This window comes from Trichocoleus sp. ST-U2 (genome assembly GCF_039961875.1).
GTDB lineage: Bacteria > Cyanobacteriota > Cyanobacteriia > Cyanobacteriales > FACHB-T130 > FACHB-T130.
This window is the reverse complement of record NZ_JAMPJY010000052.1, coordinates 14,729-40,419: the sequence shown is the minus strand read 5'-3', so window position 1 is coordinate 40,419 and position 25,691 is coordinate 14,729. Positions and strand designations below refer to the sequence as shown.

The following is a 25,691-nucleotide window of genomic DNA, read 5'->3' as shown; positions in this document are numbered from 1 at the left end:
ACGACAATCATCAAGTTAGGAAAGTCTATGCTAGTCATCGGAGAGATGAGTTTCATGGGTGGTACTTTGATTCTCAATCTCTCCCGTTCCTTTGTCTAATTCACATTAGACGTAACAAATAATCTTTTACCGAATGGACGGATTATTTCTTCGTAGCGATCGCTAATTTTGCACCTTTAACTTTACGCAGCTGATCCATCACCGCCACGACTTGACCGTGATTAACTCCTTCATCAGCATTCAGCACGACAAGGGTTTCTTGCTCAGACGGAATTAGCGATCGCACTCCGGTTTCCAGTTCCTCTAAATCAACGGGCTGGCGGTTCAGTGCGATTTCTCCCTCTTCGTCAATTGACACCGTTACGGGTGTCGATTTTTGAGATTGTCCGGTCGCTGCTTTCGGCAAATTTACCGATAGTCCTTCTGAACGGGTCAAAAACAGTGTGGACATGATGAAAAAGGTCAAAATGGCGAAGATTACATCGATCATCGGCACGATGTTAATCTGCACTGGGATATCCGGCTCATCGGGTAGTCGCATAAGAAGGCTCTCCTTTTTCATAACGGCGGCGGTACAACAGTTCTAACTGACCGCCGTATTCTTGAATGTGTGCCATCTGCCTCTGATAGAACCCTCGAAAGGCATTTGAAAACACGAGGGCAAAAATCGCCACAATTAACCCGGTAGCAGTGGAAACTAACGCTTCGCTAATCCCTGCTGTAACACCGACCGTCTGGCTACCTCCGACGCTCCCTAGCGTCAGCGAGGCAAAGGAGTTAATCAATCCTAAAACCGTTCCCAGCAACCCAAGCAGAGGGGACAGGGCGATGATCGTTTCAAACACCACATTGAATCGCTTCAATCCCGGTAACTCTGCTTGCGCTTCACTTTCCAACGCTAATCGAAATTCTTCTGGATTGGGTTGTTCCAGTTCCAATGCTGCCAAAAAGATTCGCGCAATCGGCAAGTCAGCATTCTGCTTGAGCCGATGCACAGCAGCTTCGGGATCGTGCTGATAAAGCTTCATCACGTCTCGGACAACCCGACCTTGCCGTCGGTTAATGCCATACCAAAATCTTGAACGCTCTATTACTAGGGCGATCGCTAATATAGAAAATGCTAGGAGTGGCCACATGACCACGCCGCCCGCCGCAAAAAGATTACTAATTCCCATCTAAGTTTCTCTAGGGCACTCAACAAGGCTTAGCCTACCAGCTTACTTGAGTCTTAAAGCTGATAGAAGTTCTCAAGAGAAATTAAACCTAATGAGAATCTATGTCAAGCAGTTCTCCACAACTTGGGGAATAATGATTTTTATTAAGTAATTTTAACGGAACTGTTGAAAAGGTTGAGAAGCCTATCAAGGAAAGGTTTGGAGAGGGTTTGGCTAAGGTGATGACAGCCCATTTTCCTGGTTCTCCCTCTTGACATTTACTTCAGTGCATCTTACCTTGACCAAACAAGTGCAAATAACTTGCAATAATATATGGGCTTGTCAACTGTTGCTGTTCAGCAGCGAGAAAAAGAAGAAGAGGCTCTGAGGTCTTTTATTGCCTATAGCCTCATCGGTTCCCTAGCGCTCCATATCGGAGTATTGGCGATGAGCAATCGTTGGGTGAAAACATCTGACATTATTGCAGAAGAGCCAATGGAAGTTGTGGTTCTCGATCCTGAGAGCCTTGAAGCTTTGGAACCAGAGGAAGATACACCAAAAGAAGATCAACAAGAGCAGATGCCATCGGCAGCAAGTTCAGTTGCAGCCGGAGGTTCTCGCATACTTACGGGTTCTAGGCAGGAATCGGAAGAAGGTTCAGTTGCAGCAGAGAGTTCGAGTCAAAGCAGTACACCCAATACCAGTACAGCTGCGCCAGCATCTCAACCTCGCACGGAACCAAAAGCGATCGCTCCCTCTCCACTAGTAGCGTCGCAACCCGCGCCTACACGCCCTGAAGTGGTACCGCAGCCAGTGCGACAGCCGCTTGCAGTAAATTTACCTCCGTTCAGACCCGCTCAAACGCCCAAACGAGTCGAGCAACGAGTCGCTCCCGATCAAGTGGCAAGCGTGCCGCCCAAACCAGTAGAAAAGACGTCTTTGGAACGCACTGAGGAACCCAATCGAGCCAGTAACTCGAAACCGATTCCCCAGTCTAGCTCGGTTGCCGTTGCGCCGTCTCCACAGAGTGACAAACCAGCAGCTCCAACACAGGCGAGTCCTTCTTTCCAGCAACAAACGTCTGAAAGATTTAGAGATTTAGTTAGAGGAATTACCGGCTCCAGACAAACTCAAGAAAGTGCAGGAAATAGCGCTAGCCAAACTGATAAAAGCAGTGCCATCGGCGGCTCTACTGTGGCTGCCGGAACGGGAAGTCTGCTAGGAAGTGGTTCTGGTACAGGTAGTAGCACTGAAGGCTCAGGACAAGGAAGCGGTAGGGGCACTGGTACAGGTAGTAGCACTGAAGGCTCAGGACAAGGAAACGGTAGAGGCGCTGGTACGGTTAGTGGCACTGGTACAGGCTCAGGACAAGGAAGCGGTAGGGGCGCTAGTACGGGTAGTGGCACTGGCACCAGCAAAGAACCGGGAAGCGGAAGGGATGTAGCGATAGTTCCGGAAAATTTCAAACCGAGAACTGAGCCAAGAACCGAGCCAAGAACTGAGCCGAGAGAGAGGGATGAAGAACGTCCTTCGAGGAGATCGGGATCGAGCCGAATCGGTTGCGTTAAATGTGACAAGCCCGACTATCCAAGCAATGCGAGACGGCAAGGCGTCGAAGGCGCATCCAAGGTCAGTGTTGATGTTGACGACAAAGGAAATGTCACTAATGTTCGGCTTTCGCGTTCCAGCGGTAGCAGCGAACTTGATGAAGCTGCCGTGAGAGCGGCAAGAAATTGGAAGTTCAGTTCTTCCTCTGGTAGACGACAGGGGGTTGTGGCTTCAGTTGATTTTCAGCTAGAAGGATCGGAGCGATCGCGTCGTTCTCGCGAACGTCGTCGCACAGAATCGGCATCTTCCAGCCGTAGCTCGGAGTCATCGACTCCCCGGCGGCGGCGGCGTTTGGAAACAGCATCTTCTTCCACGAGTGCTTCGGAAACACGCCGGATTAGTCGGCGGCGGCGTTTGGAAACAGCATCTTCTTCCACGAGTGCTTCGGAAACACGCCGGATTAGTCGGCGGCGGCGTCTGGAAACAGCATCTTCTTCCACAAGTGCCTCGGAAACACGCCGGATTAGTCGGCGGCGGCGTCTGGAAACAGCATCTTCTTCCACGAGTGCTTCGGAAACACGCCGGATTAGTCGGCGGCGGCGTCTGGAAACAGCATCTTCTTCCAGGAGTGCCTCAGAAACGCCGCGTCGTTCTCGGCGGCGGGTCGAATCTGCGGCTGCCAGTCCGTCCCAGCAAGCCCCACGGGCACGGCGGCGGCGGGTCGAATCTGCCTCTAGTTCGACCTCTAGACCGTCACGGCAAGCCCCACGGGCGCGGCGGCAGCGGCGTCTGGAAGCCGGTTCAGCAAGTCAGGCACAACAAGCTCCACGGGCGCGGCGGCGGAGAGCTGCACCTTCCTCGGCAGAATCATCGGGTTCAGCTACTACGAACAATGAATAATTGCCTCTCAACCAGAGTGGGTATAGACTCTTGAACTGATTGTTGAATACCCAATCACTCGTCACTAAGTAGATTTATGAACATCAAGACAGCGATCGCAATTCTAGGAGTTGTTATCGGAGTGGGTGGAGTGAACCCTGTAGTTCGTGCCCAAACTAAACCATCCCCCACTCCTACCAGTCCTCAAATTAAACCATCCCCCGCTCCTACTAGTCCCCAAATTAAACCGTCTGCTCCTACCAGTCCTCAAATTAAACCGCCTGCGTCTACCAGTCCTCAAATTAAACCACCTGCTCCCAGCAGTCCCCGCCTCCAAGGGAATCCTGAGGCGCTGCTCCAACAGGGTTTGGACAAACTTGATGCGGGAGACTACAAGGCAGCTGTCGATCTGTTGTCGAAGGTGCTAGAAGTAAATCCCAATGATACGGAAGCTTACTATAACCGAGCCGTAGCTCTTGTTGAGCTAGAGGACTACGAGAAAGCGATCGCTGACTACAGCAAAGTGCTGCAACTCGATCCCAAGGATGATGAAGCTTATTTGAATCGAGGACTAGCTCGGACTGAGTTAGAAGACGACGCCGGAGCGATCGCTGATTACAGCGAAGTTATCAAACTAAAGCCCGATCAAGCAGAAGCTTACTATCAGCGAGGAATCGCTTATGCTCAGCTAGAGGAAGATAATAAAGCGATTGAAGACCTTCAGAAAGCCTCTGAACTCTTCGCTACGCAAGGCAAGCCAGATGAATCCAAAGAAGCACTGGCGCTGATCAAAAAACTTCAGCCATAGCCTAAATCGAGAGGCTGAGCGACGCTCAGCCTCTCAGCGTTTTTTTGAATTTGATGTGATAGATTTTTGACCCGCGCCGCCGCTTCAGGAGTCACTAAGTGTGTTCGGGTTTTTTCGCTGATTTTTCAGACACTCTAGTTTCGCGTGTAGAGTTGGCGCGTGTAGAGTCGGTGCGTGTAGAGATTGGCTGCGATCGCCCTCGTGATTTCTCTAAGACTCAATATTTTGTAGCCATCGGATCTATTAACAAGGCGAAAAGCAATCGTTCTCCACTCTAAACCAGCCTGCTGGTGGATTAAATTCGCCTTTCTTGAATAACTTTCTTAATTAGAGAAAACACTTTTATCAGGTTTTGTCAATTATTCGCTTGCTTAACTTCTTTAACCAATGTTTAAAGAAGTTAAGCTTGAGCCAATTACTGAAGAACAAGTGCCCAAAAATAGCCATTTGTCAATCTTTCTCTTAGGCGATGCCTCTAAATTTTTCCACTTGACTTTTGCACAGGCGTCGTTTTATCTTAACCACACTAATGATAATTACTTGCAATAAAAATCAGGCTTGTTAACCAAGACCTGGGTGCATAAATTAGGTGTGTGGAAACGGAATGAAACTACAGCAATTACTTCCTGGCTTGTTGCTCGCAGGCTCAGTTGTCATGACAGTGGCTCAGCCAGTACGAGCTGATGTCGTAGTCACAGGCGTGCAACTCAACTCAACGCCCGACGGCTTGCAAGTGATTTTGCAGACGACAAATGGAGCAGCGCCCCAAATGGTCACATCCAGCTATGACCAAACCCTGCTCATTGACCTGCTTAACGCCCAGCTAAGCCTTCCAGAAGGGGATACGTTTACTCAGGACAACCCAGCTTTCGGCATAACTTCTTTAACCGTAAACCGCTTGTATGGCAACAGTGTTCGGGTAACGATCAAAGGCGTCGCAGAACTGCCAGTCGCAGAAGTCGTGCCGAGTCCGCAAGGAGTGGTACTCAGCTTAACAACCGCCTCTGAGACAGCTGAGGCTTCCCCTCCTAGCCAAACGCCAGAGACGGCTGACTTTGAGCCTTCTGAGTCCCCCCAGACCCCCTCAGAGGCTGAGCCTGCTGACGAAACCCAACCAGATGCAGATGCTTCAGTTGAAGAGCCAGAAGAAATTGAACTGGTGGTCACGGGTCAGCAAGAAGGCGGATATAGAGTCATCGACGCCACAACCGCCACGCGAACCGATACACCATTGCGCGACGTTCCCCAGTCCATTCAGGTTGTCCCTCAGCAGGTGATTGAAGATCAACAAGTCGTAAGAATCACAGAAGCCGCACGCAACGTTAGCGGCGTTGTGCGGAGCGAGGGCTATGGAGGCGCTACTGATAACTACACCATCCGGGGATTTGCCATCTCCAGTAACTTGAGAAATGGTTTCAGCGATGGCGGTTTTTACTCATTAACGGATGTCGCCAACATCGAACGAGTCGAAGTTCTCAAAGGGCCAGCTTCGGTGCTTTATGGTCAGATTGAACCGGGTGGTGTCGTGAATTACATCACCAAGCAACCGCTGAGCGAACCTTATTATGCCGCTTCATTTACGGCTGGAAGTTACGACTTCTATCGCCCATCGATAGATATTTCTGGCCCCCTCGATCCTGACAAAAATGTATTGTATCGATTGAATGTTGCCTATGAGAATTCGGGTAGTTTTAGAGATTTCGTAGACAGCGAGCTTTTCGTGGTTGCACCTGTCTTAAGCTTCAAGATTACCGATAAAACTACCTTAACCCTGGAGTATGAGTACCTGGATCTCGATCGAACTTTCGACCGAGCCTTTCCACCGCTAACTGCGATGTTTGATCTTCCCATTAGTCGTTATTTAGGAGAATCCAACGACAGTTACAACCATAGAAGCCATAAAGCTAGTTATGTTCTGGATCACCGTTTTAGCGAAAATTGGCGGCTCCGGAATGCTTTTTCAGCTCAAATCGTTGATACAGAGCGTAAAAATGTCCAAGCACGTACCTTCCAATTAGAGGGAGATGGACGCACCTTACGGCGAAGATATAATGACTCTGATGAAAACAGAGAAGATTATTCTCTGCAAACAGACTTGGTAGGCAAATTTAATACTGGCTCGATTAATCATCAACTTCTCATTGGGCTTGAGTTAAGTAAAATTAGAAATGGCTACACATTACGCAGAGCAAATTTCCCTTCAATTGATATTTACAATCCAGTTTACGGGTTTCCTCGTCCAAACAGTTTCGGTGACGCCTTTGGCAGAGAAGAAAACACTAATACGTTAGGTATCTATGTACAAGACCAGATAACATTGTTGCCAAATCTGAAATTACTGATTGGCGGTCGATTTGATTCGGTCGATCTTGACATCGAAGATGTTTCAGACGCTTTGAATGGAAGCGAAGCTGAAAAATCCAGCCGTTACTTTGAAGCCTTTTCACCCCGTGTTGGAATTGTTTATCAGCCTATAGAACCGATTTCACTCTATGCCAGTTACAGCCGCTCTTTTCGACCAAATATTTTTGCTTTTACGTCGAACGGACAGCTAATAGAGCCTGAAAGAGGTACCCAATACGAAGCCGGAATTAAAGGCGAATTTTTAGATGGCAGATTGTCCACGACGCTGGCAGCTTACCAGATAACGAAAACAAACGTTGCCACGGCAGATCCCAATGATAGTGATTTCTCAATTGCAGCGGGAGAAGTTAAGAGCCGAGGCATCGAATTGGACGTGAGGGGAGAAATTAGACCCGGTTGGAATGTTATTGCATCTTATGCCCACATGGATGCTTTTGTTAGCAAAGATGAGAGCATTCCTGAAGGGGACGAATTGGTTAACGCGCCAAATAATAGCGCTAGCTTGTGGATGACTTATGAATTCCAAAGAGGTGCTTTGCAAGGGTTAGGTTTTGGAGCTGGAGTATATTTCGTGGGTGCGCGGGAAGCGGAGCTTCCAAATACCATCGAAATCCCTTCGTATTTGAGAACTGATGCCGCTATCTTCTATCGGCGGAACAATTACCGCGCTGCTCTGAATATCAAGAATCTCTTTGATATCAAATATTACGATTCTCAGGGCTTCTTAGTTTACCCCGGAGCGCCTTTAACTTTGTTGGGGACATTTGGGGTGGAATTTTGATGTTTTAGGCTCTGGCTAAGCGGTTAATCTGGTATCCTCAACGCCATTCTGGTTAAAGCTCAATACTTTTCGATGAGTAAGTTTCATCGTTCAGAGATCCTCCCAACCCCCTTTTTTGAGGGGGACTATGTTTCTCTATTTGTTCAGCTCTATTTGAGAGGAACTAGCCTTACTGAAAAGTATTAGATTAAACCCGCCCTGAGGAAGCCAGAAGACAAAATTCAAAGGAAGTCTTGCTGATGAAATTACGCAAACTTGCATTGATACTGCACCGCTATGTGGGTGTAATATTCGGTCTTCTGATACTTGTAATCGGATTGACGGGAAGCGCTTTAGTCTTTCACGAAGAGATCGAGCGCGCTCTCAATTCTCATTTACATCAGGTTGCTCTGCAAGGCGAATCGGCTTCTGAGAGCCTGCGCGATCGCATATCCCCAGATTCAGCGTTACAGATCGTCCGCTCAGCCTATCCAGACTTGACGCTGTCTTATATCGATCTGCCGCGAAAGCCAGACTCGGTATACACGGTGGGGATGGAATCAAAGAAGGATGAGTTTATCTACGCTTATGTCAACCCCTACACTGGAGCCATCCTCGGCACACAACAGTGGGGACGCACGTTGATGACTTTCGTGTATGACATCCACTTCTCTCTCCTCGCTGGCAAGGTTGGCGAGAAAGTCGTTGGGATTTGTGGCTTGTTGCTGTTGCTGCTGAGCGTCTCTGGGATGATTTTATGGTCTGGTTGGAGAAGGCTCCTTTCCGGCTTCCAGATCAGGTGGCAAGCTCCCTGGCAGCTGGTCAACTATGACCTCCATAAGGTCGGGGGTATCGTGTCTGCTGTGTTTCTGCTCCTGATTGCTTCCACAGGAGCCGCAATGATTTTTCACGCGGAAACAGAGCCAGCAGTCTACTGGCTAACACAGACGCCACAACCTACTCCCTTAACGTCCACACCTCAAGTGGGCAAGTCACCTTTGACACTCAAAGAAATTTTGCCCAAAGCTGATGCGGCGTTGCCAGAAGGCAAAACCACCTTCATTTCTCTTGCTAGTAAACCGGATGGAATCGTCAGGGTCACGAAGAAATTGCCCCAGGAAATCCGCCCAGATGGTCGTAGCCGTGTCTATCTCGACCAGTACAGCGGGAAGGTCTTGCGGGTGGAAAATGCGCTGACAGTACCTTTAGGAACCCGGATTATGAATGAGCTGTTTACTTTGCACATTGGGATTTATGGTGGGCTGGGAATGCGGATTTTGTATGTGTTCGTTGGCTTGACCCCCACCGTTCTATTTATCACTGGCTTTATGATGTGGCGACAGCGCCAGTGGGCGATCGCTCGTCGTCAAGAAGCGATCCGTCAGAGTCAGGGAATCCCAGAACCTCGCCCGAAAATCTACCCGACAACTGAAGTGCCTTGGATTTGAGGCGGGTGGCAAAGTTTATCTTAAATCTATCTTCTATCTTAAAAATTGATACTTAGCGGTGGCGGTTCTGTCCGCCTAGCATGGCAGGGGTAGCATGAGCAGGGAGCGGTTTGGAATCGTTCTCAATTATTGAGGCAACTGGTTCTGCTCCCTTAAGAATCTCTGGATTGAACCGATAGCCCACGTTGCGGACAGTTTGAATCATGCTGGGTTGTCGAGGATCGGTTTCAATTTTCTTGCGTAGGGAGAGGACGTGAGTATCAATGGTGCGTGGATTATCGATAGCGTCAGGCCAAGCGCGGCGCAGTAGTTCGGAACGGCTCAGCGCTACTCCTCCAGCCTGTGCCAGAACGTAAAGCAGGCTGAACTCTTGGGGCGTCAGGTCAATGAATTCTTCTTTGAAGCGGACGCGGCGCTGCACTAAGTCTATTTTTAGGTCGCCATAATCTAGGGATATCGGTGCGGCTGTGACGCGAACGCGGCGAACTAGCGCCTCAACCCGCGCCATAAATTCTTGCATCCCAAATGGCTTGGTCAAATAATCGTCGGCTCCCGCTTTTAACCCAGCGACAATATCGGCTTCCATACTGCGGGCGGACAGCATCAAGATGAGTACCTGTCCCTGTTGATGAAGCCATCGGCAAAATTCAATTCCATCGCCATCTGGCAGGTCGGAATCAAGGATTACGAGTGCGGGTTGGCGAGTATAAAACGTTTCTCTACCTTGATGAACGCCAGCGGATTGACACACCCAGTAGCTTGCTTGCTGTAAGTGCCAGCCCAGTAGCGATCGCAGGTGCGGGTTCCCCTCGATGATCTGAATGCAAATCGATCCCACGGTGGCATGCTTCCCTTCAAGCTGGTGAGATTTAGCTTAACAAAGCTTATGTCAGGATTCTGTAACCAGGGCTACGAGGGGTCTAGGCTATACAATTAAAAATTAAAAGTGAGAAATTAAAAAAAATCTATTGAAACTCAAACTTTTGTTTTATATTTTTAATACTTTAAAAGAAATATTACAGATTTAGGGCGAGTCTGAAGTCAAAGCTGCCATTTCACCAAGCAGTCAGTAAAATGAAAGTTAACGAAGGGTAACGTTTAGTCAAGTTTACTGAACAATGCCATGCCAAAAGCTTCCGATGACCAAATTAGTATACCTAGCTAAAGCAAGCAGGATGTCTTTCCTACTAGAAACCCACTGAGCGAGGCACAAGGCATGAGCGAGGCACAAGGCATGAGACAAATCGCGTTTTGGATATACCAGGCATGGGACAACAGGCAAATCTATCCTGGTAATCGGAAATGTGGTTAAAAAACCGGAATTTTATTGACAAAAGCTTGAAATCATGCTTCCCACAGGGACAGTCTTTGTCAACCGGCGGTTTAAACAAGCTAACGACTAAATGGCAGTGCTTGCTGGAAAAGATGGCACAAATCGCTCGACAGGGGCATGACGTTGGGGATCAAGTTTTCTACGATGAAACTAAAGTGAGAGCGATCGCGCAACTCGCTGCTCTCGGCGGGATGAGTTTTGGTGTTATTCCCTTAATTTTCAAGGAACACAACCAAGCGTTCTTTCATCACCAAACTGGGGTGCATTCGTTTTCGGTTTCCGCACCGCAACTCCAAACCGCTGTAGTTCTGGTTAAGACACTAGCCTTAACTGAAGCAAACCCGAAGTACGCTTGCGTTTTCTAGCGCCTAGCGCCTAGCGCCCTTAATGAGTTGCCAGAATCAAAGCTAACCGCTTAGAGCGAAAGTTTCCTTCTTGCGACTTCACCCCTTATACTTCTAATTCAAACCTGATACTTCCGACCATGCTACAGGACTCTCAAACCATCCGCTACTACCAAAGACTCACCGACGCCCTCGTCGAAATGTGGAATCGGGGTTATCGTTTCGATGATTTGCGGCTGTTTTTAGATGGCTATCTCGCAGCTATGCGTCATTCTAACGTTCTGGAACCCTTTCTCATCCACCGCTTAGAAGAAGAAGTTACCCGTTACATTTACGATCCATCCAACTTTGACATGACCCAGACTCAACCTAAATCGGACTATTATTAGTTCGGGTTAGCTGCTTTGGTCAAGCTGAGGCTATCAGCATCAGCCTTGCCATCGTTGCCTGTGGATAATGTGGTTAAATTGCCCACAGGGATCGGGTTTGGGTAGACAACAGCGATCTTCCGGGTGCTGTTTATCTTTGAAGTTCAGCAGCTTCGGAATTTTTATACAGCCGATAAGGAAAAATTTGAAAAAAGAGCGATCGCCCTTAGTATCGTTTACGTCCTAGTCCAGTCAATAATTTTATTTAGGATGATTTAGGCTGCACAGCTTTTGAATGAGCTTTTAAATTTAGTCGCAAGTTATCCTAAACCCAGTAAAAATTCCCTCCTAGATTCTTAATTTGAAGAACTAGGAGGGAATTTTCAGTTCGTATCCCAAAGCTTTAGGAAGCTAAGGCAACTTCAACCATTTCCTGCAATTCGCCCTTTTGATACAGTTCAATCAGAATGTCTGAGCCGCCAACAAACTGACCATCAACGTAAACTTGGGGAATGGTAGGCCAATTAGAATATTCCTTAATTCCCTGCCGGATTTCCCAGTCGTCCAAAATATCAATCGTGTGGTAGGGTACGCCCAAAGTATTCAGAATTTGTACCACATTGTTAGAAAAACCACACTGGGGCATCAGCTTATTGCCCTTCATAAAGACCACAATCTTATGCTCTTTGAGCAAGCTGTCAATCCGCTCTTTTAGTTCTGGCGTCATAGTTCTGCTTGGAATGCCTCTATTTTCTAGTGTAATGCCAGTGCGCGAGAACGCAATTTTTATTCAGGTTCAACCTCGCTTGGTAGCAGCCTCCCAATCTTGGGGAGTATAGGTTTTCAGTGCTAGAGCATGAATCGCTTCTGTAGCCATCGCTTGCTGCACTGCACCGTAAACCAGTTGGTGCTGTTGTACAAGCCTTTTGCCTTCAAACTGCGACGAAACCACTGTCACTTGGTAATGGTCGCCACCGCCAGTCAGATCCTGAACTTGAATCTGGGCATCTGGCATTTTGGCTTTGATCATCGCCTCTACCTGATCTGGGCTAACCATTTAAACTCCCGTATCACTTCAAGTTGCTAATTCTAATCTACCGTTTAGGTGCAGAGGAAGATGAATTGGAGCGATCGCTCGAAGAATTTGCCGGTGCAGAATCAGGAGAATCGATGAACCCAATTTCTAGCAGCTGCTGATAAGCTTTCTTGCCAAGATCCCGTGTCGGCTGCTGACTGCGAACAATCTGAATTAACAAAGGTACTGCCAAATCCGGCTGATTTTGCGCGCGATGTACCAGCGCTAGCTGATAAGTTGCCCGATCTCGAAGTTGAGCAGCTTCTACAGCCTTGCGGCGCTGGCTCTCGTAAACTCGATTATCAATTCCTGAAAAACTAGAACCCAGTTGTTGATAGAAATTGGACAACTGGTTGAAAACCTGACGAGCCTCTTGGAGCTTCTTGGCGGCTAGAGTATAGTTTTGCGAAGATACAGCACTATCTGCCTCACTCAGCAAACGGTTCCCTCCTGCCATACTCAATAAGCCACTGTCCGGATCGATCGGGCGGAGATTGTTGGGATCGGTTAAGTCTGGTTGTGTTTGACTGGTGTCTTCTGGTAAAGCAGGCATTTGGTTCTGAGCCTGCACGGGTTGTAGCAGAGCCAAAGACACTGTCAAAGGTAGGCCAGCAAGGCAGGTAAAACCGAGGCGTCGAGCAGTTCCAGAAGATACCATAAAATAACCCTATTGGGGGGCTGAAAACAGAACGATGACAAACTTTGGGTATCTTAACATTGTCGGACTCACCAAGTTTAAGACCAGCCGCTGATAAATTCCCAAAGTCATGCCCTGTTTAGATTGACAAAACTATAAAAAAGTTTCCGAATATTCTTTAATAATATAAAAAATAAGGGTGGAAATTTTACGCGCAAAAGCTCAAATATCCCTAGAGCAATTCCATCTAATCTGATAAAGGACTGCGAATTTGGGCGGAGTCAAGGATTTCAATTGGATTTGTAGCCTTGTCCCGTCAACTTGCATCTTGTCCCTGCTGGTTGAAACCACCGTCCCCGTTCATCTGGCGCTAGGAGTTCCGCTAAGGGTCGATCCGCTATTTTTGGTTTAAATGCAGGTTATTGAGCGATCGCGCGATCGGCGTCAATCTGTAGCGATTTCCCAGCACCTCACTCAATATCTTGTACACGAACAGGATATTGAACGTGTTGATGCAGCGATAGCGATCGCATCTTCTATTATCTTTTTGCTGCGGCTTGCTCAAGAAGAAGCGAACCTTTCCCTTAAAATTAAAAATAAATTATCTGAACTAATTCTTGTGGCTCAACTCGGAAGCCAGCCACAAAAGACTATCAAGCAGTTATTTAAAGCGGCCGAAGAGCAAGAGAAACAGGAAACGATTAGGGAAAAGCAAGAAGCCGGGGTGAGACATATCAAAGCGTTAGAGACGTTATCTAAACGGGACGCCGATGCTTGGAAAGATGTCGAACGGCCGCTAGAAAATTCCCAGGCGCAAGCTTATGATGAGGCAGTGAAGTTACTTTTGAAGCTGCCAAGATTTAGCACTCAATAAAAACAAAAAGCTAGCTTTTCGGACGCGCCTAAACCAAATTCACGAGCAATTACAGTAGACGCCCTGCTTTTATAAAACGTTTAAATAATGTAGGTTTGATATAAACCTACATCTTGCTTCCAATCGGTCAATGCCAGGAATAGCAGCAATTTCGCAGTTGAACTGGCGTCAAGATGACAACGTCTTTTCAAGGCAAACGCTACCCTTAAGCCCTATGCGGATTGCTTCTATTTCCGACCAACCCATTCATGAAATCCCCTTTATTACCGCTGCTGCGGCAGGTCATCTCCAGGTGGTTGAGCAAGTTTTACCGATTTTATCGGCAGAAGCTGACTCACTTCCACCTGGCTTAGACGCCATCATCATCGCTAGTGATTTACAGGGTATCAATCCCACAGATGGACGCCTTCTCGGTCATCGTGTCGCAGAAGAATTAGAAACTTTAGCGAACCTGGAACGAATTCCATCCCCACAGAAAACAGGCATTATCTTGGCAGGCGATCTTTACGCACGAAGCGATAAGCGTGGGGGTGAGGGAGATGTCCGCGAAGTCTGGCAATCTTTCAGCCGTCGTTTTCGTTGGGTTGCTGGAGTTGCAGGAAACCATGACATTTTGGGAAACACGCCAGAGGAAATTCAAACCTTTAAAAAAGGGCGAGGTATCCGCTACTTAGATGGTGAAATCGCTGTGGTTGATGGATTCCGCATCGCTGGCATCTCAGGGATTATCGGCAAGCCTACTAAACTTTGGCGTCGTTCAGAAAAGGATTTTCATCAAGCTATTCGCCAACTGCTCAAGGAGTTACCAGATATCCTAATTTTGCACGAAGGTCCCAACGATCCAGACGCGAAACTCATCGGAAATCAGTCAATTCGCGCTGAACTTGCCACAGCGAACGAGTTGTTAGTCATTTGCGGTCACTCCCATTGGAAGGTGCCGATGACTACGTTATTCCCAGGAGTCCAAGTTCTCAATGTAGACAGCCGCGTTGTTGTCCTCACGGTGGCAAAGTCGGGGTAATTTGCTGTAAACCTTTTTTAAGGGCAAAGGGGGCAAGGGGATGAATCATCAACGGAAAAATCGGCTTTCTCCCACTCCTCCACTTTCCCACTCCTTGATCCTCTAAAAAACCTACCCTTGTGAGGGGGTTAGGTCTGCTTTATCTGGGAAGGATTGATCCTAATAGGGTAGAAAACGAGCGTTTGTTTAAAGTCTAATTGTCATGCGGGTCTAGATTTTAGATAAAAATAAGTTATTGAGTCAAAAGTTTGCTTTCCTCCAGCAGCTAGAAATTCGACAAACACGGGCGTCAGCATTCATGAAGAAGGGGAAGGGGTCGTGGAGTGGATAGAACCGCTAAAAAAAGCGCACCAGACACACCTATTGAAGGCATCGTTTGGGCAGGGGCAAGATAGTTTGAGTATCAAACCTGGAGACTGGTCATGGCCTTTTTGGCTGGCTGTGCCACTCTACCCATACAGTCGGCGGCGGACACTCCGCAAAGAAGTCGTGAAGGACACGATCTGGACTTTTGACCAGATGCAGGGCATCCTCTACACTGTCGTACCGATTCGCATGACCGTCGTTAAGCTCTCAGAAGGAGGTCTTCTCGTCTATGCCCCAGTTGCAGCGACCAAAGAGTGTATCCGGCTGGTTCAGGAGTTGGAGGCGAAATACGGCGATGTTAAGTACATCATCCTGCCAACCGCTTCTGGCTTAGAACACAAGGTTTTCGTGGGTCCGTTCGCCAGACGCTTTCCTTTGGCACAGGTGTTTGTGACTGAGAACCAATGGAGCTTTCCGGTGAATCTGCCGTTGAGTTGGCTTGGTTTCCCTAGCAAACGCACTCACGTACTTCCGGAGAATAGCAAGGATGCGCCCTTTGCTGAGGACTTTAATTATGCAGTGCTGAGCATCGACTTGGGGCGAGGGTCCTTTGAAGAAGTGGCTTTATTGCACAAGCGATCGCGCACGCTGCTGCTGACAGATTCGGTACTTTCGGTGCCAGAGTCTCCGCCAGAGATTGTCCAAGTTGACCCATATCCCTTGCTGTTCCACGCCAGAGATAGCGCCTTGGAACGGGTTGAAGATACTGAGGAGAATCGTCGCAAGGGATGGCAGCGCATTACGCTGTTTGCTTTGTATCTACGTCCCAGTGCCTTGGAAATGAGCGAGCAGGGGCAGGCTTTGCGCGATGCCCTGAAAGCACCGGATCGGTCCAAGAAGGCGTATTTCGGTTGGTTTCCCTTTAAATGGAAGGCTCAGTGGCAGCAGTCCTTTGAGGCGCTGCGAGGGAGCGGTCGCCCGTTCGTGGCACCAATTCTGCAATCGTTCATTTTCACCCAAGATCCTCAGGCAGTCCTTGATTGGGCGGACGAGGTGGGAAGCTGGAACTTCCAGCGAATTATTCCCTGCCACTTTGATGCGCCGATTGAGGCAACTCCCGATCAGTTCCGGCGGGCGTTCACCTTCCTGAAGAAGAAGTCTTCTATCGGTGAGGGTTTCTTAGGGGGTGGAAGTCAGCCTTTGCCGGAGGAAGACTTTGAATTTATCAGGGAACTCGAAGAAAATTTGACTAAGCGTGGCATCACATCGCCACCGAAAGAAAAGGTATGAGACAGTGATTTTTGTAATTAGGTTCTTAGCCTGAATATACTTCAATCACTATACCCCCAACCCTTCCTTCGTCAGCTCTGCATTTGATTCCATCTATATAGCAGAAGTGGCTTTTGTATTCTTCTTCGTCGTTGCTGTCTGCATAATATGCAATGTATCCACCTGACATGGAACTATTGTAAAAATGTAGTTTTCTGCCATTAATATCTGTCGCTTTGCTGCGACAGTCACTACAAATGTATTCCGGGTATCTAAGAGAAGGAGTCACCGCAGTATGACAAATGGGACAGGTTTGTGTGGTCATGCTCAAAACTATTTCTATACCTGTATGACTATAGCCTCAACTTAATCAAAACAACTGCTCAATAAAACCAGCAGGAATATGTTGATTAAGTATTGCTGTAGGACTAATTACCCTAACTAACATAGGAGCGATCGCTTCCTGTGTTGCTTCCGCTTTGGACGCTCAGTACCTCTCTAGGCTAAGGTAGCTTAATAGAAAGCTATATAACTAGACATGGAACCATTCACTGCTGGCGCGATCGCAACCTTGGTTTTAACGAAAGCCATTGAAAAGGCAGGCGAAACCTTGGGAGAAAAGGTAATGGAGCAAGGCGGCAAGTTGATGCAATTGCTCAAGCGCAAGTCTCCCGATACAGCAAATGCCATAGAAGTGGCAGCACAACATCCAGAGTTAGTTGAACAGCAGCCAGAGGATTATGGTGAAGCTGTTTTGGTGGAAAAGGTGGAGTCAGCGGCAAACTCAGACTCCGAAATTGCGGCAGCAGTTCAAGCTTTAGCAGATGCTGTAAATTCTCAACCGCAAAGCATCCAGAAGATTACAAAAATAGCGGATAAGGTAGAGAAAATTGGTAACGTCTACCAAGGCAAGGTCAATATCGAGAGTCAGAACCAGACCTTCCAATTCTGACTGAAGTCGCCCGAACGGGAACGGGTAAAGTCAAATCCTCCACAAAACATTCCTTACCGAGGAGTCGCCAATTTTGTTGGGCGAACCGATGAACTCGAAACTCTGCATCGGGAGTTGCGGAGAGGAAATCGGTTGTGTTCCATTTCTGGTATGGGCGGCGTTGGCAAAACTGAACTAGCGACTCAATATGCACAACAACATGAAGCCGATTACCCCGGTGGAATTTGCTGGTTACCTGCAAGAGAATCCAATCTAGCGAATGGCATTGTGCAGTTTTTCCTGCTTCGCATGGAGCAGGAAGTGTTGAAGGAGTTTAAAGAGATACGCTCTGAACTCAATCTTCAGAAACAAGTAGAGTGGTGTTGGCAGCACTGGGAACCATCTGAAGGGCTGGTATTGGTCGTGTTGGATGATGTCACCGATTTGGGGAGTTGTCGAGAGATACTGCCAACTGTTAAACGCTTCCACGTTTTAGTGACAACGCGGCAGCGACACTTGGACAGTAATGTTTTTGAGCTACCCTTAGATGTTTTGTCACTGAAGGAGGCTTTTGAACTGTTGACAACCCTGGAGGGCGAAGGGCGGATGCAACAGGAACCTGAAACAGCGGAAGAATTGTGTAAATGGCTGGGTTGCCTACCGTTGGGTTTGGAGTTAGTTGGGCGGTATTTAAAAAAAGACCCCGACTTGTCGTTGGCAGAAATGTTGGAACGGCTGGAAGCCCAGCGACTGCAAGATGAGGCGCTAGATCCTTCAGAACAGCAAATGCAGCAAACTTTTAGCACAGCCGCTCGTGGGGTGAGAGCAGCATTTGAATTAAGCTGGCGAGAACTTGCTCCAATTAGCCAGCTTGTTGGACAGTTGTTGAGCTTGTTTAAGCCAACCGTAATTCCCTGGGAATTAGTAACTTTTTCTAGTGATACACAATTACTAAATTGGGCAAATACAGATATTAAATTAGCTAAACAGCAGCTCTATAGCCTTTATTTAATTCAGAGGCTTGAAGAAAGAGAAGCTTGCTATGAAATTCATCACTTAATTCGAGAGTTTTTACAATACAAGGTAGCAGCTTCAGAGCAAGCAAATGCTCGAAAAGCAACCTTCTTATTAGCAATTAAAGCATATTATCAAAAACTAGCTGGTGAAATGCTAGAACAAAACCTAAATGAAATAGAAGAAAGACTGGCTGAAGAGTTTGAACAGTTAGAATTTTCCGAAAGATGGCGTCACCCACGAGAAATGGATAGACTCGTGGATTTTGACGAGATAACTGTTACAGTAGATTCCGTTAAAATTATAAAAAAATCTATAATTGATAATATTGATGATGAATATAGTCAATTTAAGTATGAATTAAGTTCAGAAATAGTTTTTACCCCAGACGGTAGCTATCTTGATCTAGATATGTGTTACCGAGATCCCGATGACGGAGAATTGGTTTTTCTAAATACAATTACAGAAGTGGGAGAGCAGCAGACCGGAATTGTCACAGCAAAAGTAGACATAGCCTTTGATGCAAATGATCCACTTGATGCAAACGAAGTCGAAGTTGAATTTGTCGAATTAGTGGATGCACCTACTGAAGTTAAAATAGAACCTGTTGATATCAAAATGAGTTTTGATTTTGAAGAATGAGATCACCCACTTATTCATTTTTCTCCCACATCTATTTCGGCAAGCTGTAACCTAGCTTCATCAGAGCGTTACGGAACTTACTTTCCGATGCTGTTGGCACGACCAAAGAGCGATCGCCTGCCAGCATACATTACAACAGATAGCACAGGCGAGAATCAGTACAATTGAGAGAACTATCAACCCTATTGCTACTTATGCTAAAAACTGTCGAAGGCATTTATCAGAACGGACAAATTGAACTCGCCGAACTGCCACAGGATGTGAGCGATCGCACCCAAGTTCTGATTACCTTTCTCGATCCTGGCAAAATCGATCCCACCAAAGTACGCCAACTAATCGATCAGTTAGAAACGATTGCAGGTATTCAGCAAGGCTTTGAGGAACTAGAGCGCGGTCAAACTCGCCCTATTGGAGATTTCATCCAAGAAATGCAGCAAAAGTATGACATTTCAGGTTGAAATTACCCCGATTGCTGAAGCTCAGATCGAGCAAGCCTACCAATGGTATCGAGAGCGTAATCCCGAATTTGCCGATCGCTGGTTTCGAGGGTTGATGAACGCGATCGCAACACTCCAAGAGAAGCCCCGGCGCTGTGCTTTGGCAGTTGAACTCGAAATTTTTCCTGAAGAAGTCCGACAGTTACTTTACGGGAAAGCCAAAAATATATATCGAGTGTTGTTTACTATTCGAGAGACTACAGTTTACGTGTTGTACGTCCGCCATAGCGCTCAATCACCATTAACTGTAGATGACCTAGACGATTTAGGAGATGGAGTTTAAATAGGTTGTCGGTGAGGGCGCAGGTTCGATGGTCTTTACTTTAATTGTTTCCACCGACTTGGTTTCAAAATCGGTTGGGACAAGATAGCGATCGCTCTCATGTTCACGCATTAGCATTCTGAAGTCCAGGGACTTTTCGATAGATGGAAGCAATATCGCAGCGAAAATCGATACTTGCAAAGTAAACTTCATCTCCTTGGCGGTAGATTTGAGAAACCCAATCGCCTGAGTTGGAAAGGCGAAAACACTCGACGCTCATCTGAGATTGATGAATTAACGCATATTCTCGTAAAGATGGCGACGTTTGATAGTCAGCAAATTTCTCTCCTCTGTCAAAAGCTGCTGTTGAGGGAGATAGCACTTCAATGACCAAAATGGGATAGAGGATGAAGTCATCTGTAGAGTTTGTATCCCGTTCATCGCAAGTTATAGCAACATCGGGATAGTAATAGCAGTCTGCTGACTCAAGCCTGACTTTGATATCTGAAGAAAGAACAATGCAGGGGCTATCTTCAAGGTGATTATTGAACAAAGTAAGTAAGTTGCTAGCAATAATAATATTAGGCTTCTTTGCCCCTACCATTGCATAGACTTGCCCTCGCCTATACTCATGTTTGATAGGGCTGACTCGCTCTCCCTCTAGGTAATCTTCTTTTGAAATGTAGAAGTTTTTGCTAATAGTCATTGGGTAGTTTTTTAGAACGAGTGGCTATTTCGGCAATCTGTAACCAACTTTAACAAAGCATTGCCGAACTTGGCTTCAGATTCAGTTGGCACAAGTAAAGAGCGATCGCTCTTTTGTTACTGACGGTTGTATACCCGGAAACACACTTTATTTATCCTTTACTCCCCTGGGCAGAGAAGGGGAAAATAGCGAGCGTGGAACTTGCTAAAGTAGTTGTACTGTGGTGTCCCAATGTAGTCGTTTTTAAAGCGATCTCTACTCGCGCAACATTCCAACCCCCCTGCAATTTAACGCTAGGCTCAGACGCGCTACTTGTGGATCAACAGCAACTCAAAGCCCTCAAACAGGAATTAGCATGGGCTGGGTTGCTAGTTTCCGAGCAATTCTAAAAATAAAAATTATAAATTGACATAACCGCAAGAATGTAGAGAAGGATGAAAGTGGTGTCTACCTCCAGGTATGTCAGCCAGACAATCCATTGATAGTTGATATAACAATGATTCCCGATAACGAAGCTGACCGACTCGCCGCCGTGCGTCGCTACGACATTCTTGACACACCTCCAGATGGAGCCTTCGACCGAATTACAGCTCTAGCTGCCCGGTTTTTTAATGTCCCGATTTCCATTATTAGCATCGTTGACCACGACCGGATCTGGTTTAAATCCCATCATGGGCTAGAAGTTCAGCAAATTGGACGCGAACCCGGACTGTGTGCCAGTGCGATTTTGCAAGAAGACGTTTACACCGTTCTGGATGCCGAAGTAGACCCCCGGACATTAGCAAATTCCTTAGTATCTGGGGAATTTGGACTTCGCTTTTACGCGGCGGCTCCCTTGCAGACACGCGATGGTTTCAACTTAGGCACTATTTGTGTAATCGACTCTCAACCCCGTCAAGTGACCGAAGCAGAAAAGGCAACTCTCAAAGACTTAGCCGCCATCGTCATTGATGAATTGGAACTGCGACTCTCCGCTCAGAAAGCCGTACAAGCTGAAGTTGCCCTACGGATGGCAGCACTGGAAGCAACGCGATCTAAAAGCGAATTTCTGGCGATGATGAGCCATGAAATCCGCACTCCGATGAACGGAGTCATTGGGATGGCAAGCTTGCTATTGGATACAGAACTAACGTTCCAGCAACGAAAGTTTGTCGAGATTATCAGTAGCAGTGGCGATTCCTTACTGAAAATTATTAATGACATTCTCGACTTTTCAAAAATCGAGTCTGGCAAGCTGGAATTAGAAGAACAACCTTTAAACTTGTTAGATTGCATTGAAGCTGCCTTAGATTTACTCGCTCCCCATGCTTTTGAAAAAGGCTTAGAACTTGCTTACCGAATTGAGACAGGAACACCTAGCATCGTGCTAGGAGATGAAATCAGACTGCGCCAAATTCTGGTGAACTTGCTAAGTAATGCAATTAAATTTACTTCTGCTGGAGAAGTCGTGGTTTCTGTAACAGCAACAGAAGTAATGGTTAATCAGGAGTCAGCAATTAGTCACCGGCAAGAAAACCAATCATCCATTGCCCCTGATTCATTCCCTAAAACCTATTACGAAATCCAATTTTCCGTCAAAGATACCGGAATTGGGATTCCTTCAGACCGAATCAATCGTTTATTTAAGTCGTTTAGCCAGGTTGATGCCTCTACCGCCCGTCAATATGGGGGAACCGGCTTGGGACTGGTGATTAGCAAACGCTTGAGTGAAATGATGGCGGGTCAGATGTGGGTTGAAAGCGAAGTGGGACGCGGCTCCACCTTTTATTTCACGATCGTCGTCCGAGATTTTCCTGGCTGTCCACTTGTTGAACTCGATGCTGTCCAGCCGCAGTTAGCTGGAAAACGGCTATTAATTGTGGATGCCAACGTTACTAGCCGCCAGATTTTGATTTTGCAAACGCAATCTTGGGGAATGATGCCGAAGGCAACTGAATCGGGTGCCCAGGCGTTAAACTGGCTTCGGCAAGGAGAGCGTTTTGATATGGTGATTCTCGATAGGCAAATTTTAGGGATGGACGCCTTGAGCCTAGCGACAGAAATTCGCTCCTTCCCGAACGCTCAAGCATTACCCGTGGTGATGTTGACAACGTATGGCAAGGAACCGGGGGGGAAACAGTTAGATCGAGTAAAATTTGCAACCTTCCTGAATAAGCCGATTAAACAATCTCAGCTTTACAATACCTTGAGCGATCTGTTGGTACGAGAGCCGATCAAGGTGCATCGCGCACCCTTTACTTTCCCTGAGTTTCAGCTCCCCTTTGCCGAAAGTCTTCCCCTCCGAATTCTTGTCGCCGAAGACAATCGGGTGAACCAGAAGGTTGCTTTGCACATACTTCAACAGTTGGGGTATCGAGCCGATGTTGTTAACAATGGGTTAGAAGTGCTGGAATCTTTGCGGGGTCAACCCTACGATCTGCTGCTGCTGGATGTGCAGATGCCAGAAATGGACGGTTTAGAGACGAGTCGTAACATCTGCCAAAAAGAATTGGCAACCGATGGGAGCGCAAAACCTTGGATTATTGCCATGACGGCGAATGTCATGCAAGGCGATCGCGAAACGTGTCTGGAAGCTGGCATGGACGACTATATCAGCAAGCCGCTCCGCAAGGAAGAGTTAGTTCAGGCTTTGCTGAGGTACAGGGGCACTGAGGTGCAGGGGTACAAAGGTGCAGGGAAGTCGGGGATTGGGGAAGTCAAAAAAAGAGAGGGCGAAGCCACTACTTCACTGAATACTGAGTGCGGACAGGGTAGCGATGTAACATTATCATTCAGTACTCCTATTGATGCGAAGATCCTGGAAGCATTTGCTAAAACAGTGGGAGGGAAAGCCTCAAATTTATTGACTCAATTGATTCATTGCTATTTAGAAGATGCTCCCAAACTGCTGCAAGCAATGGAGACGGCAGCGAGTAACCAAGATGCGATCGCGCTCAGGCAAGCATCTCATACTTTGAAAGCCAGCAGTGCCGCTCTTGGGGCAGTACAACTGGCTACTTTGTGTAAACAGCTAGAAGCGATGAGCCGGACTGGAGAAATTGCGGGTGCATCCAAAATTGTTGTACAGATTGAAACAGAGTATGAAAAAGTGAAAACGGCTTTGCAGATGGAAGCACAATCAAGTCAGCAATGAATATTACTTGCACCGAACCAGATTCCTACCTTGTTCTGATTGTTGACGACGACAAATTCACGCGGATGCAGCTGCGCGCCATGATTGAACACGAAGGCTACACAGTGGCAGAGGCAAGTGATGGAGAGGAAGGCTTAGCTGCTTACATCAGCCTACATCCAGATATTGTGTTGCTAGATGCGTTGATGCCGATTCTGGATGGCTTTAGTTGTTGTCGCCAGTTAAAATCACTTCCTCAAGGCGATCGCACACCTGTTTTAATCATTACCAGTCTTGATGACCGAGAATCTGTCAATCAGGCGTTTGAGGCAGGTGCTACCGATTACGTGACTAAGCCGGTTCACTGGGCAGTGCTGCGCCAACGGATGCGTCGTCTCCTCCAAGCGAGTCGAGCAGCGGAAGAATTACGGCAGCAAAATCAGCGACAACGGCTAATGGGAGCGGTGCTGGAGCGCATCCGCCAATCTCTGAATCTAGAAGAAATTCTCAATACTACAGCCAGCGAGGTGCGGCAATTTCTTCAGACCGATAGAGTGGTAATTTATCGCTTCAATCCAGATTGGAGTGGCATGGTGGAGGTGGAATCTGTAGATGAGCGCTGGACTCCTATCTTAGGGAAAACCATTGTAGATCCATGCTTTGCCGAAAACTATGTCAAGCCTTACAAACACGGACGTATCCGAGCTACGGAGGATATTTACAACGCTGGCTTGAAACAGTGTTACATCGATTTAGTGTCTCAGTTTCAAGTCAAAGCTAATTTGGTAGTGCCCATCTTGCAAAACAGGGCTGAGGAAAGGGAACCGGCGAGCCGGGAGGAACCTTCGCTCAGTTCCCAAATAGCCCCTAGCACGGATAGCACTCAGTTGTGGGGGCTGTTGATTGCTCATCACTGTTCGCAACCTCGGCACTGGCAACCGTGGGAGATTGATTTTCTCAGTTCGTTGGCAATTCAGGTAGCGATCGCGATTCAACAATCTGAACTTTACCAACAGGTGCAGCGGCTCAACACAAACCTCGAACACCAGGTACAGGAACGCACCAGCCAGTTGCAGCAAGCTCTCAAATTTGAAGCGATGCTCAAACGAATTACCGATAAAGTGCGTGACAGCCTTGATGAGAGCCAAATTTTGCAAACAGCCGTGCAAGAATTAGCACAAGTTCTGGGAGTTACATACTGCGATACGGCGTTGTATGACATTAATGGGGCTACTTCCACGGTTTGCTATGAGTACACGCTTTCCATGCCTTCATCTGAGGGAAGCGAAATCCAAATGGCAAGTAATCCGGCGATTTACTCCCAACTATTGCAAGGAAAGCATTTACAATTTTGCAAAATAGGCCCTAACCCAATTCAGCCGGTTTCCGGTGAATTTTCAGTTTTAGCTTGTCCGATTTTTGATGACCAAGGGGTTTTGGGCGATCTGTGGTTATTAAACGATCGGGAATATATTTTTAACGAACTAGAGATTCGCTTATTACAGCAGGTTGCTAATCAATGCGCGATCGCAATTCGCCAAGCCCGACTTTACCAAGCTTCACTGGCTCAAGTTGAGGAATTAGAAAAACTCAATTTTCTCAAAGATGATTTTTTGAGTACGGTTTCTCATGAGTTACGCACCCCCGTGTCCAACATGAAAATGGCAATTCAGATGTTGGAAGTGATTATGGAAGAAACCTGCAATTGGCGGGATGAAATCGCTAATAAAAGTGCGGAGAGACACCCAGGTTATTGCTATTTTGAGCTGTTAAATAATGAGTGTGACCGAGAGATTAATCTGATTAACGATCTACTTCACTTACAGCAACTCAATGCAGAGGCGCATCCTTTAGAAAAAACAGCGATTCATCTACAAGACTGGATTCCCCATATCGTAGAACCTTTTGAACAGCGAACCCACAAACACAAGCAAATCTTACAAGTAGAGATTCCCGAAGAACTGCCGATTCTAATCTCCGATCCATTCTGTTTAGCACGCATCCTCACCGAGCTGCTGAATAATGCTTGTAAATATACTCCGCAAGGAGAAAAAATTAAGGTAGCTGTCCGTGCTAAATCAGAAAAGCTTCAGCTCGAAGTGACTAATTCTGGGATTGAAATTCCCACGGATGAAATTCCCCGAATTTTTGATAAGTTCTACCGCATTCCAAGTAATGACCCGTGGAAGCATGGCGGAACTGGTCTAGGACTGGCACTGGTTCAAAAGATGGTAGCTTATTTAGGAGGAACAATTAAAGTGGAAAGTAAATCCAAAATAACCTGCTTTTTAGTTGAGCTACCGATTTTTTGATTTTAGTAAAACTTGTTAGCAGGTAGT

General features: G+C 47.0%; 23 protein-coding genes. 16 read left to right on the top strand and 7 right to left on the bottom strand.

What is annotated here, in order from left to right; translation table 11 throughout:
- Window positions 1-142 precede the first annotated feature (142 nt).
- Window positions 143-541, bottom strand: coding sequence for a biopolymer transporter ExbD (locus tag NC996_RS24145; RefSeq protein WP_190428954.1), 399 nt, complete (start codon window positions 539-541; stop codon window positions 143-145).
- The gene (locus tag NC996_RS24140; RefSeq protein WP_190428953.1) at window positions 525-1,175 is read right to left on the bottom strand and encodes a MotA/TolQ/ExbB proton channel family protein; all 651 of its coding nucleotides are present in this window, start codon (window positions 1,173-1,175) and stop codon (window positions 525-527) included. Before NC996_RS24140 ends, NC996_RS24145 begins: the two co-directional genes overlap by 17 nt.
- Before the next feature lie 312 nt (window positions 1,176-1,487).
- Here NC996_RS24140 and NC996_RS24135 point away from each other — a divergent pair, with 312 nt between their 5' ends.
- The 4 genes from NC996_RS24135 (at window position 1,488) to NC996_RS24120 (ending at window position 8,961) form a co-directional block, all read left to right on the top strand.
- Window positions 1,488-3,602, top strand: a complete 2,115-nt coding sequence (locus tag NC996_RS24135) for an energy transducer TonB (RefSeq protein ID WP_190688863.1) — start codon at window positions 1,488-1,490, stop codon at window positions 3,600-3,602.
- Between the two features lie 76 nt (window positions 3,603-3,678).
- Entirely contained in the window at window positions 3,679-4,389 is a 711-nt protein-coding gene (locus tag NC996_RS24130; RefSeq protein WP_190415592.1) for a tetratricopeptide repeat protein, read from the top strand.
- Between the two features lie 604 nt (window positions 4,390-4,993).
- Window positions 4,994-7,534 (top strand): TonB-dependent siderophore receptor, encoded by a 2,541-nt coding sequence (locus NC996_RS24125; RefSeq protein WP_190688862.1) that lies wholly within the window; start codon window positions 4,994-4,996, stop codon window positions 7,532-7,534.
- A gap of 239 nt (window positions 7,535-7,773) precedes the next feature.
- The gene (locus NC996_RS24120; RefSeq protein WP_190688860.1) at window positions 7,774-8,961 is read left to right on the top strand and encodes a PepSY-associated TM helix domain-containing protein; all 1,188 of its coding nucleotides are present in this window, start codon (window positions 7,774-7,776) and stop codon (window positions 8,959-8,961) included.
- A 52-nt stretch (window positions 8,962-9,013) separates the two neighbouring features.
- Here the strand turns inward: NC996_RS24120 and NC996_RS24115 are convergent, their stop codons facing one another.
- Window positions 9,014-9,799: a winged helix-turn-helix domain-containing protein gene (locus tag NC996_RS24115; RefSeq protein WP_190428949.1), complete on the bottom strand. Its 786-nt coding sequence runs from the start codon at window positions 9,797-9,799 to the stop codon at window positions 9,014-9,016.
- Window positions 9,800-10,263: 464 nt separating this feature from the next.
- Between NC996_RS24115 and NC996_RS24110 the strand changes: the two genes are divergently transcribed.
- The gene (locus NC996_RS24110) at window positions 10,264-10,659 is read left to right on the top strand and encodes a hypothetical protein (RefSeq protein WP_348260030.1); all 396 of its coding nucleotides are present in this window, start codon (window positions 10,264-10,266) and stop codon (window positions 10,657-10,659) included.
- Between the two features lie 119 nt (window positions 10,660-10,778).
- The gene (locus NC996_RS24105; RefSeq protein WP_190415582.1) at window positions 10,779-11,027 is read left to right on the top strand and encodes a DUF6761 family protein; all 249 of its coding nucleotides are present in this window, start codon (window positions 10,779-10,781) and stop codon (window positions 11,025-11,027) included.
- Between the two features lie 382 nt (window positions 11,028-11,409).
- Here NC996_RS24105 and grxD read toward each other — a convergent pair whose 3' ends face one another.
- From grxD to NC996_RS24090, 3 genes are all read right to left on the bottom strand, one after another.
- Window positions 11,410-11,733, bottom strand: coding sequence for a Grx4 family monothiol glutaredoxin (gene grxD / locus NC996_RS24100; RefSeq protein WP_190415580.1), 324 nt, complete (start codon window positions 11,731-11,733; stop codon window positions 11,410-11,412).
- Window positions 11,734-11,802: 69 nt separating this feature from the next.
- Window positions 11,803-12,063: a BolA family transcriptional regulator gene (locus tag NC996_RS24095; protein WP_190415578.1), complete on the bottom strand. Its 261-nt coding sequence runs from the start codon at window positions 12,061-12,063 to the stop codon at window positions 11,803-11,805.
- Window positions 12,064-12,100: 37 nt separating this feature from the next.
- Window positions 12,101-12,739: a hypothetical protein gene (locus NC996_RS24090; protein ID WP_199292123.1), complete on the bottom strand. Its 639-nt coding sequence runs from the start codon at window positions 12,737-12,739 to the stop codon at window positions 12,101-12,103.
- Between the two features lie 391 nt (window positions 12,740-13,130).
- Here NC996_RS24090 and NC996_RS24085 point away from each other — a divergent pair, with 391 nt between their 5' ends.
- The 7 genes from NC996_RS24085 (at window position 13,131) to NC996_RS24055 (ending at window position 19,555) form a co-directional block, all read left to right on the top strand.
- The gene (locus tag NC996_RS24085) at window positions 13,131-13,592 is read left to right on the top strand and encodes a hypothetical protein (RefSeq protein WP_190688855.1); all 462 of its coding nucleotides are present in this window, start codon (window positions 13,131-13,133) and stop codon (window positions 13,590-13,592) included.
- Between the two features lie 130 nt (window positions 13,593-13,722).
- Window positions 13,723-14,613: a metallophosphoesterase gene (locus tag NC996_RS24080; RefSeq protein ID WP_242037682.1), complete on the top strand. Its 891-nt coding sequence runs from the start codon at window positions 13,723-13,725 to the stop codon at window positions 14,611-14,613.
- A gap of 363 nt (window positions 14,614-14,976) precedes the next feature.
- Window positions 14,977-16,209: a DUF4336 domain-containing protein gene (locus NC996_RS24075; RefSeq protein WP_199303299.1), complete on the top strand. Its 1,233-nt coding sequence runs from the start codon at window positions 14,977-14,979 to the stop codon at window positions 16,207-16,209.
- A 517-nt stretch (window positions 16,210-16,726) separates the two neighbouring features.
- Window positions 16,727-17,140 carry a hypothetical protein gene (locus NC996_RS24070; RefSeq protein WP_190688848.1) on the top strand — a complete coding sequence of 138 codons (414 nt, stop codon included), beginning with the start codon at window positions 16,727-16,729 and terminating at the stop codon, window positions 17,138-17,140.
- Window positions 17,141-18,775, top strand: a complete 1,635-nt coding sequence (locus NC996_RS24065) for an NB-ARC domain-containing protein (protein ID WP_339380461.1) — start codon at window positions 17,141-17,143, stop codon at window positions 18,773-18,775.
- Window positions 18,776-18,969: 194 nt separating this feature from the next.
- A complete protein-coding gene (locus NC996_RS24060; protein WP_190688842.1) occupies window positions 18,970-19,233 on the top strand; it encodes a hypothetical protein in 264 nt (87 codons plus the stop codon).
- On the top strand, window positions 19,217-19,555 hold the full coding sequence (locus NC996_RS24055) for a type II toxin-antitoxin system RelE/ParE family toxin (RefSeq protein ID WP_190688839.1): 339 nt from the start codon (window positions 19,217-19,219) through the stop codon (window positions 19,553-19,555). The genes NC996_RS24060 and NC996_RS24055 overlap by 17 nt, the downstream gene beginning before the upstream one ends.
- 103 nt (window positions 19,556-19,658) lie before the next feature.
- Here NC996_RS24055 and NC996_RS24050 read toward each other — a convergent pair whose 3' ends face one another.
- Window positions 19,659-20,240 carry a Uma2 family endonuclease gene (locus tag NC996_RS24050; RefSeq protein WP_190688836.1) on the bottom strand — a complete coding sequence of 194 codons (582 nt, stop codon included), beginning with the start codon at window positions 20,238-20,240 and terminating at the stop codon, window positions 19,659-19,661.
- Between the two features lie 194 nt (window positions 20,241-20,434).
- Here NC996_RS24050 and NC996_RS24045 point away from each other — a divergent pair, with 194 nt between their 5' ends.
- From NC996_RS24045 to NC996_RS24035, 3 genes are all read left to right on the top strand, one after another.
- Window positions 20,435-20,629, top strand: a complete 195-nt coding sequence (locus tag NC996_RS24045) for a hypothetical protein (RefSeq protein WP_190688833.1) — start codon at window positions 20,435-20,437, stop codon at window positions 20,627-20,629.
- Window positions 20,630-20,736: 107 nt separating this feature from the next.
- Window positions 20,737-23,373, top strand: a complete 2,637-nt coding sequence (locus NC996_RS24040) for a response regulator (protein ID WP_190688831.1) — start codon at window positions 20,737-20,739, stop codon at window positions 23,371-23,373.
- On the top strand, window positions 23,370-25,664 hold the full coding sequence (locus NC996_RS24035) for a GAF domain-containing protein (protein WP_190688828.1): 2,295 nt from the start codon (window positions 23,370-23,372) through the stop codon (window positions 25,662-25,664). Before NC996_RS24040 ends, NC996_RS24035 begins: the two co-directional genes overlap by 4 nt.
- Window positions 25,665-25,691 lie beyond the last annotated feature (27 nt).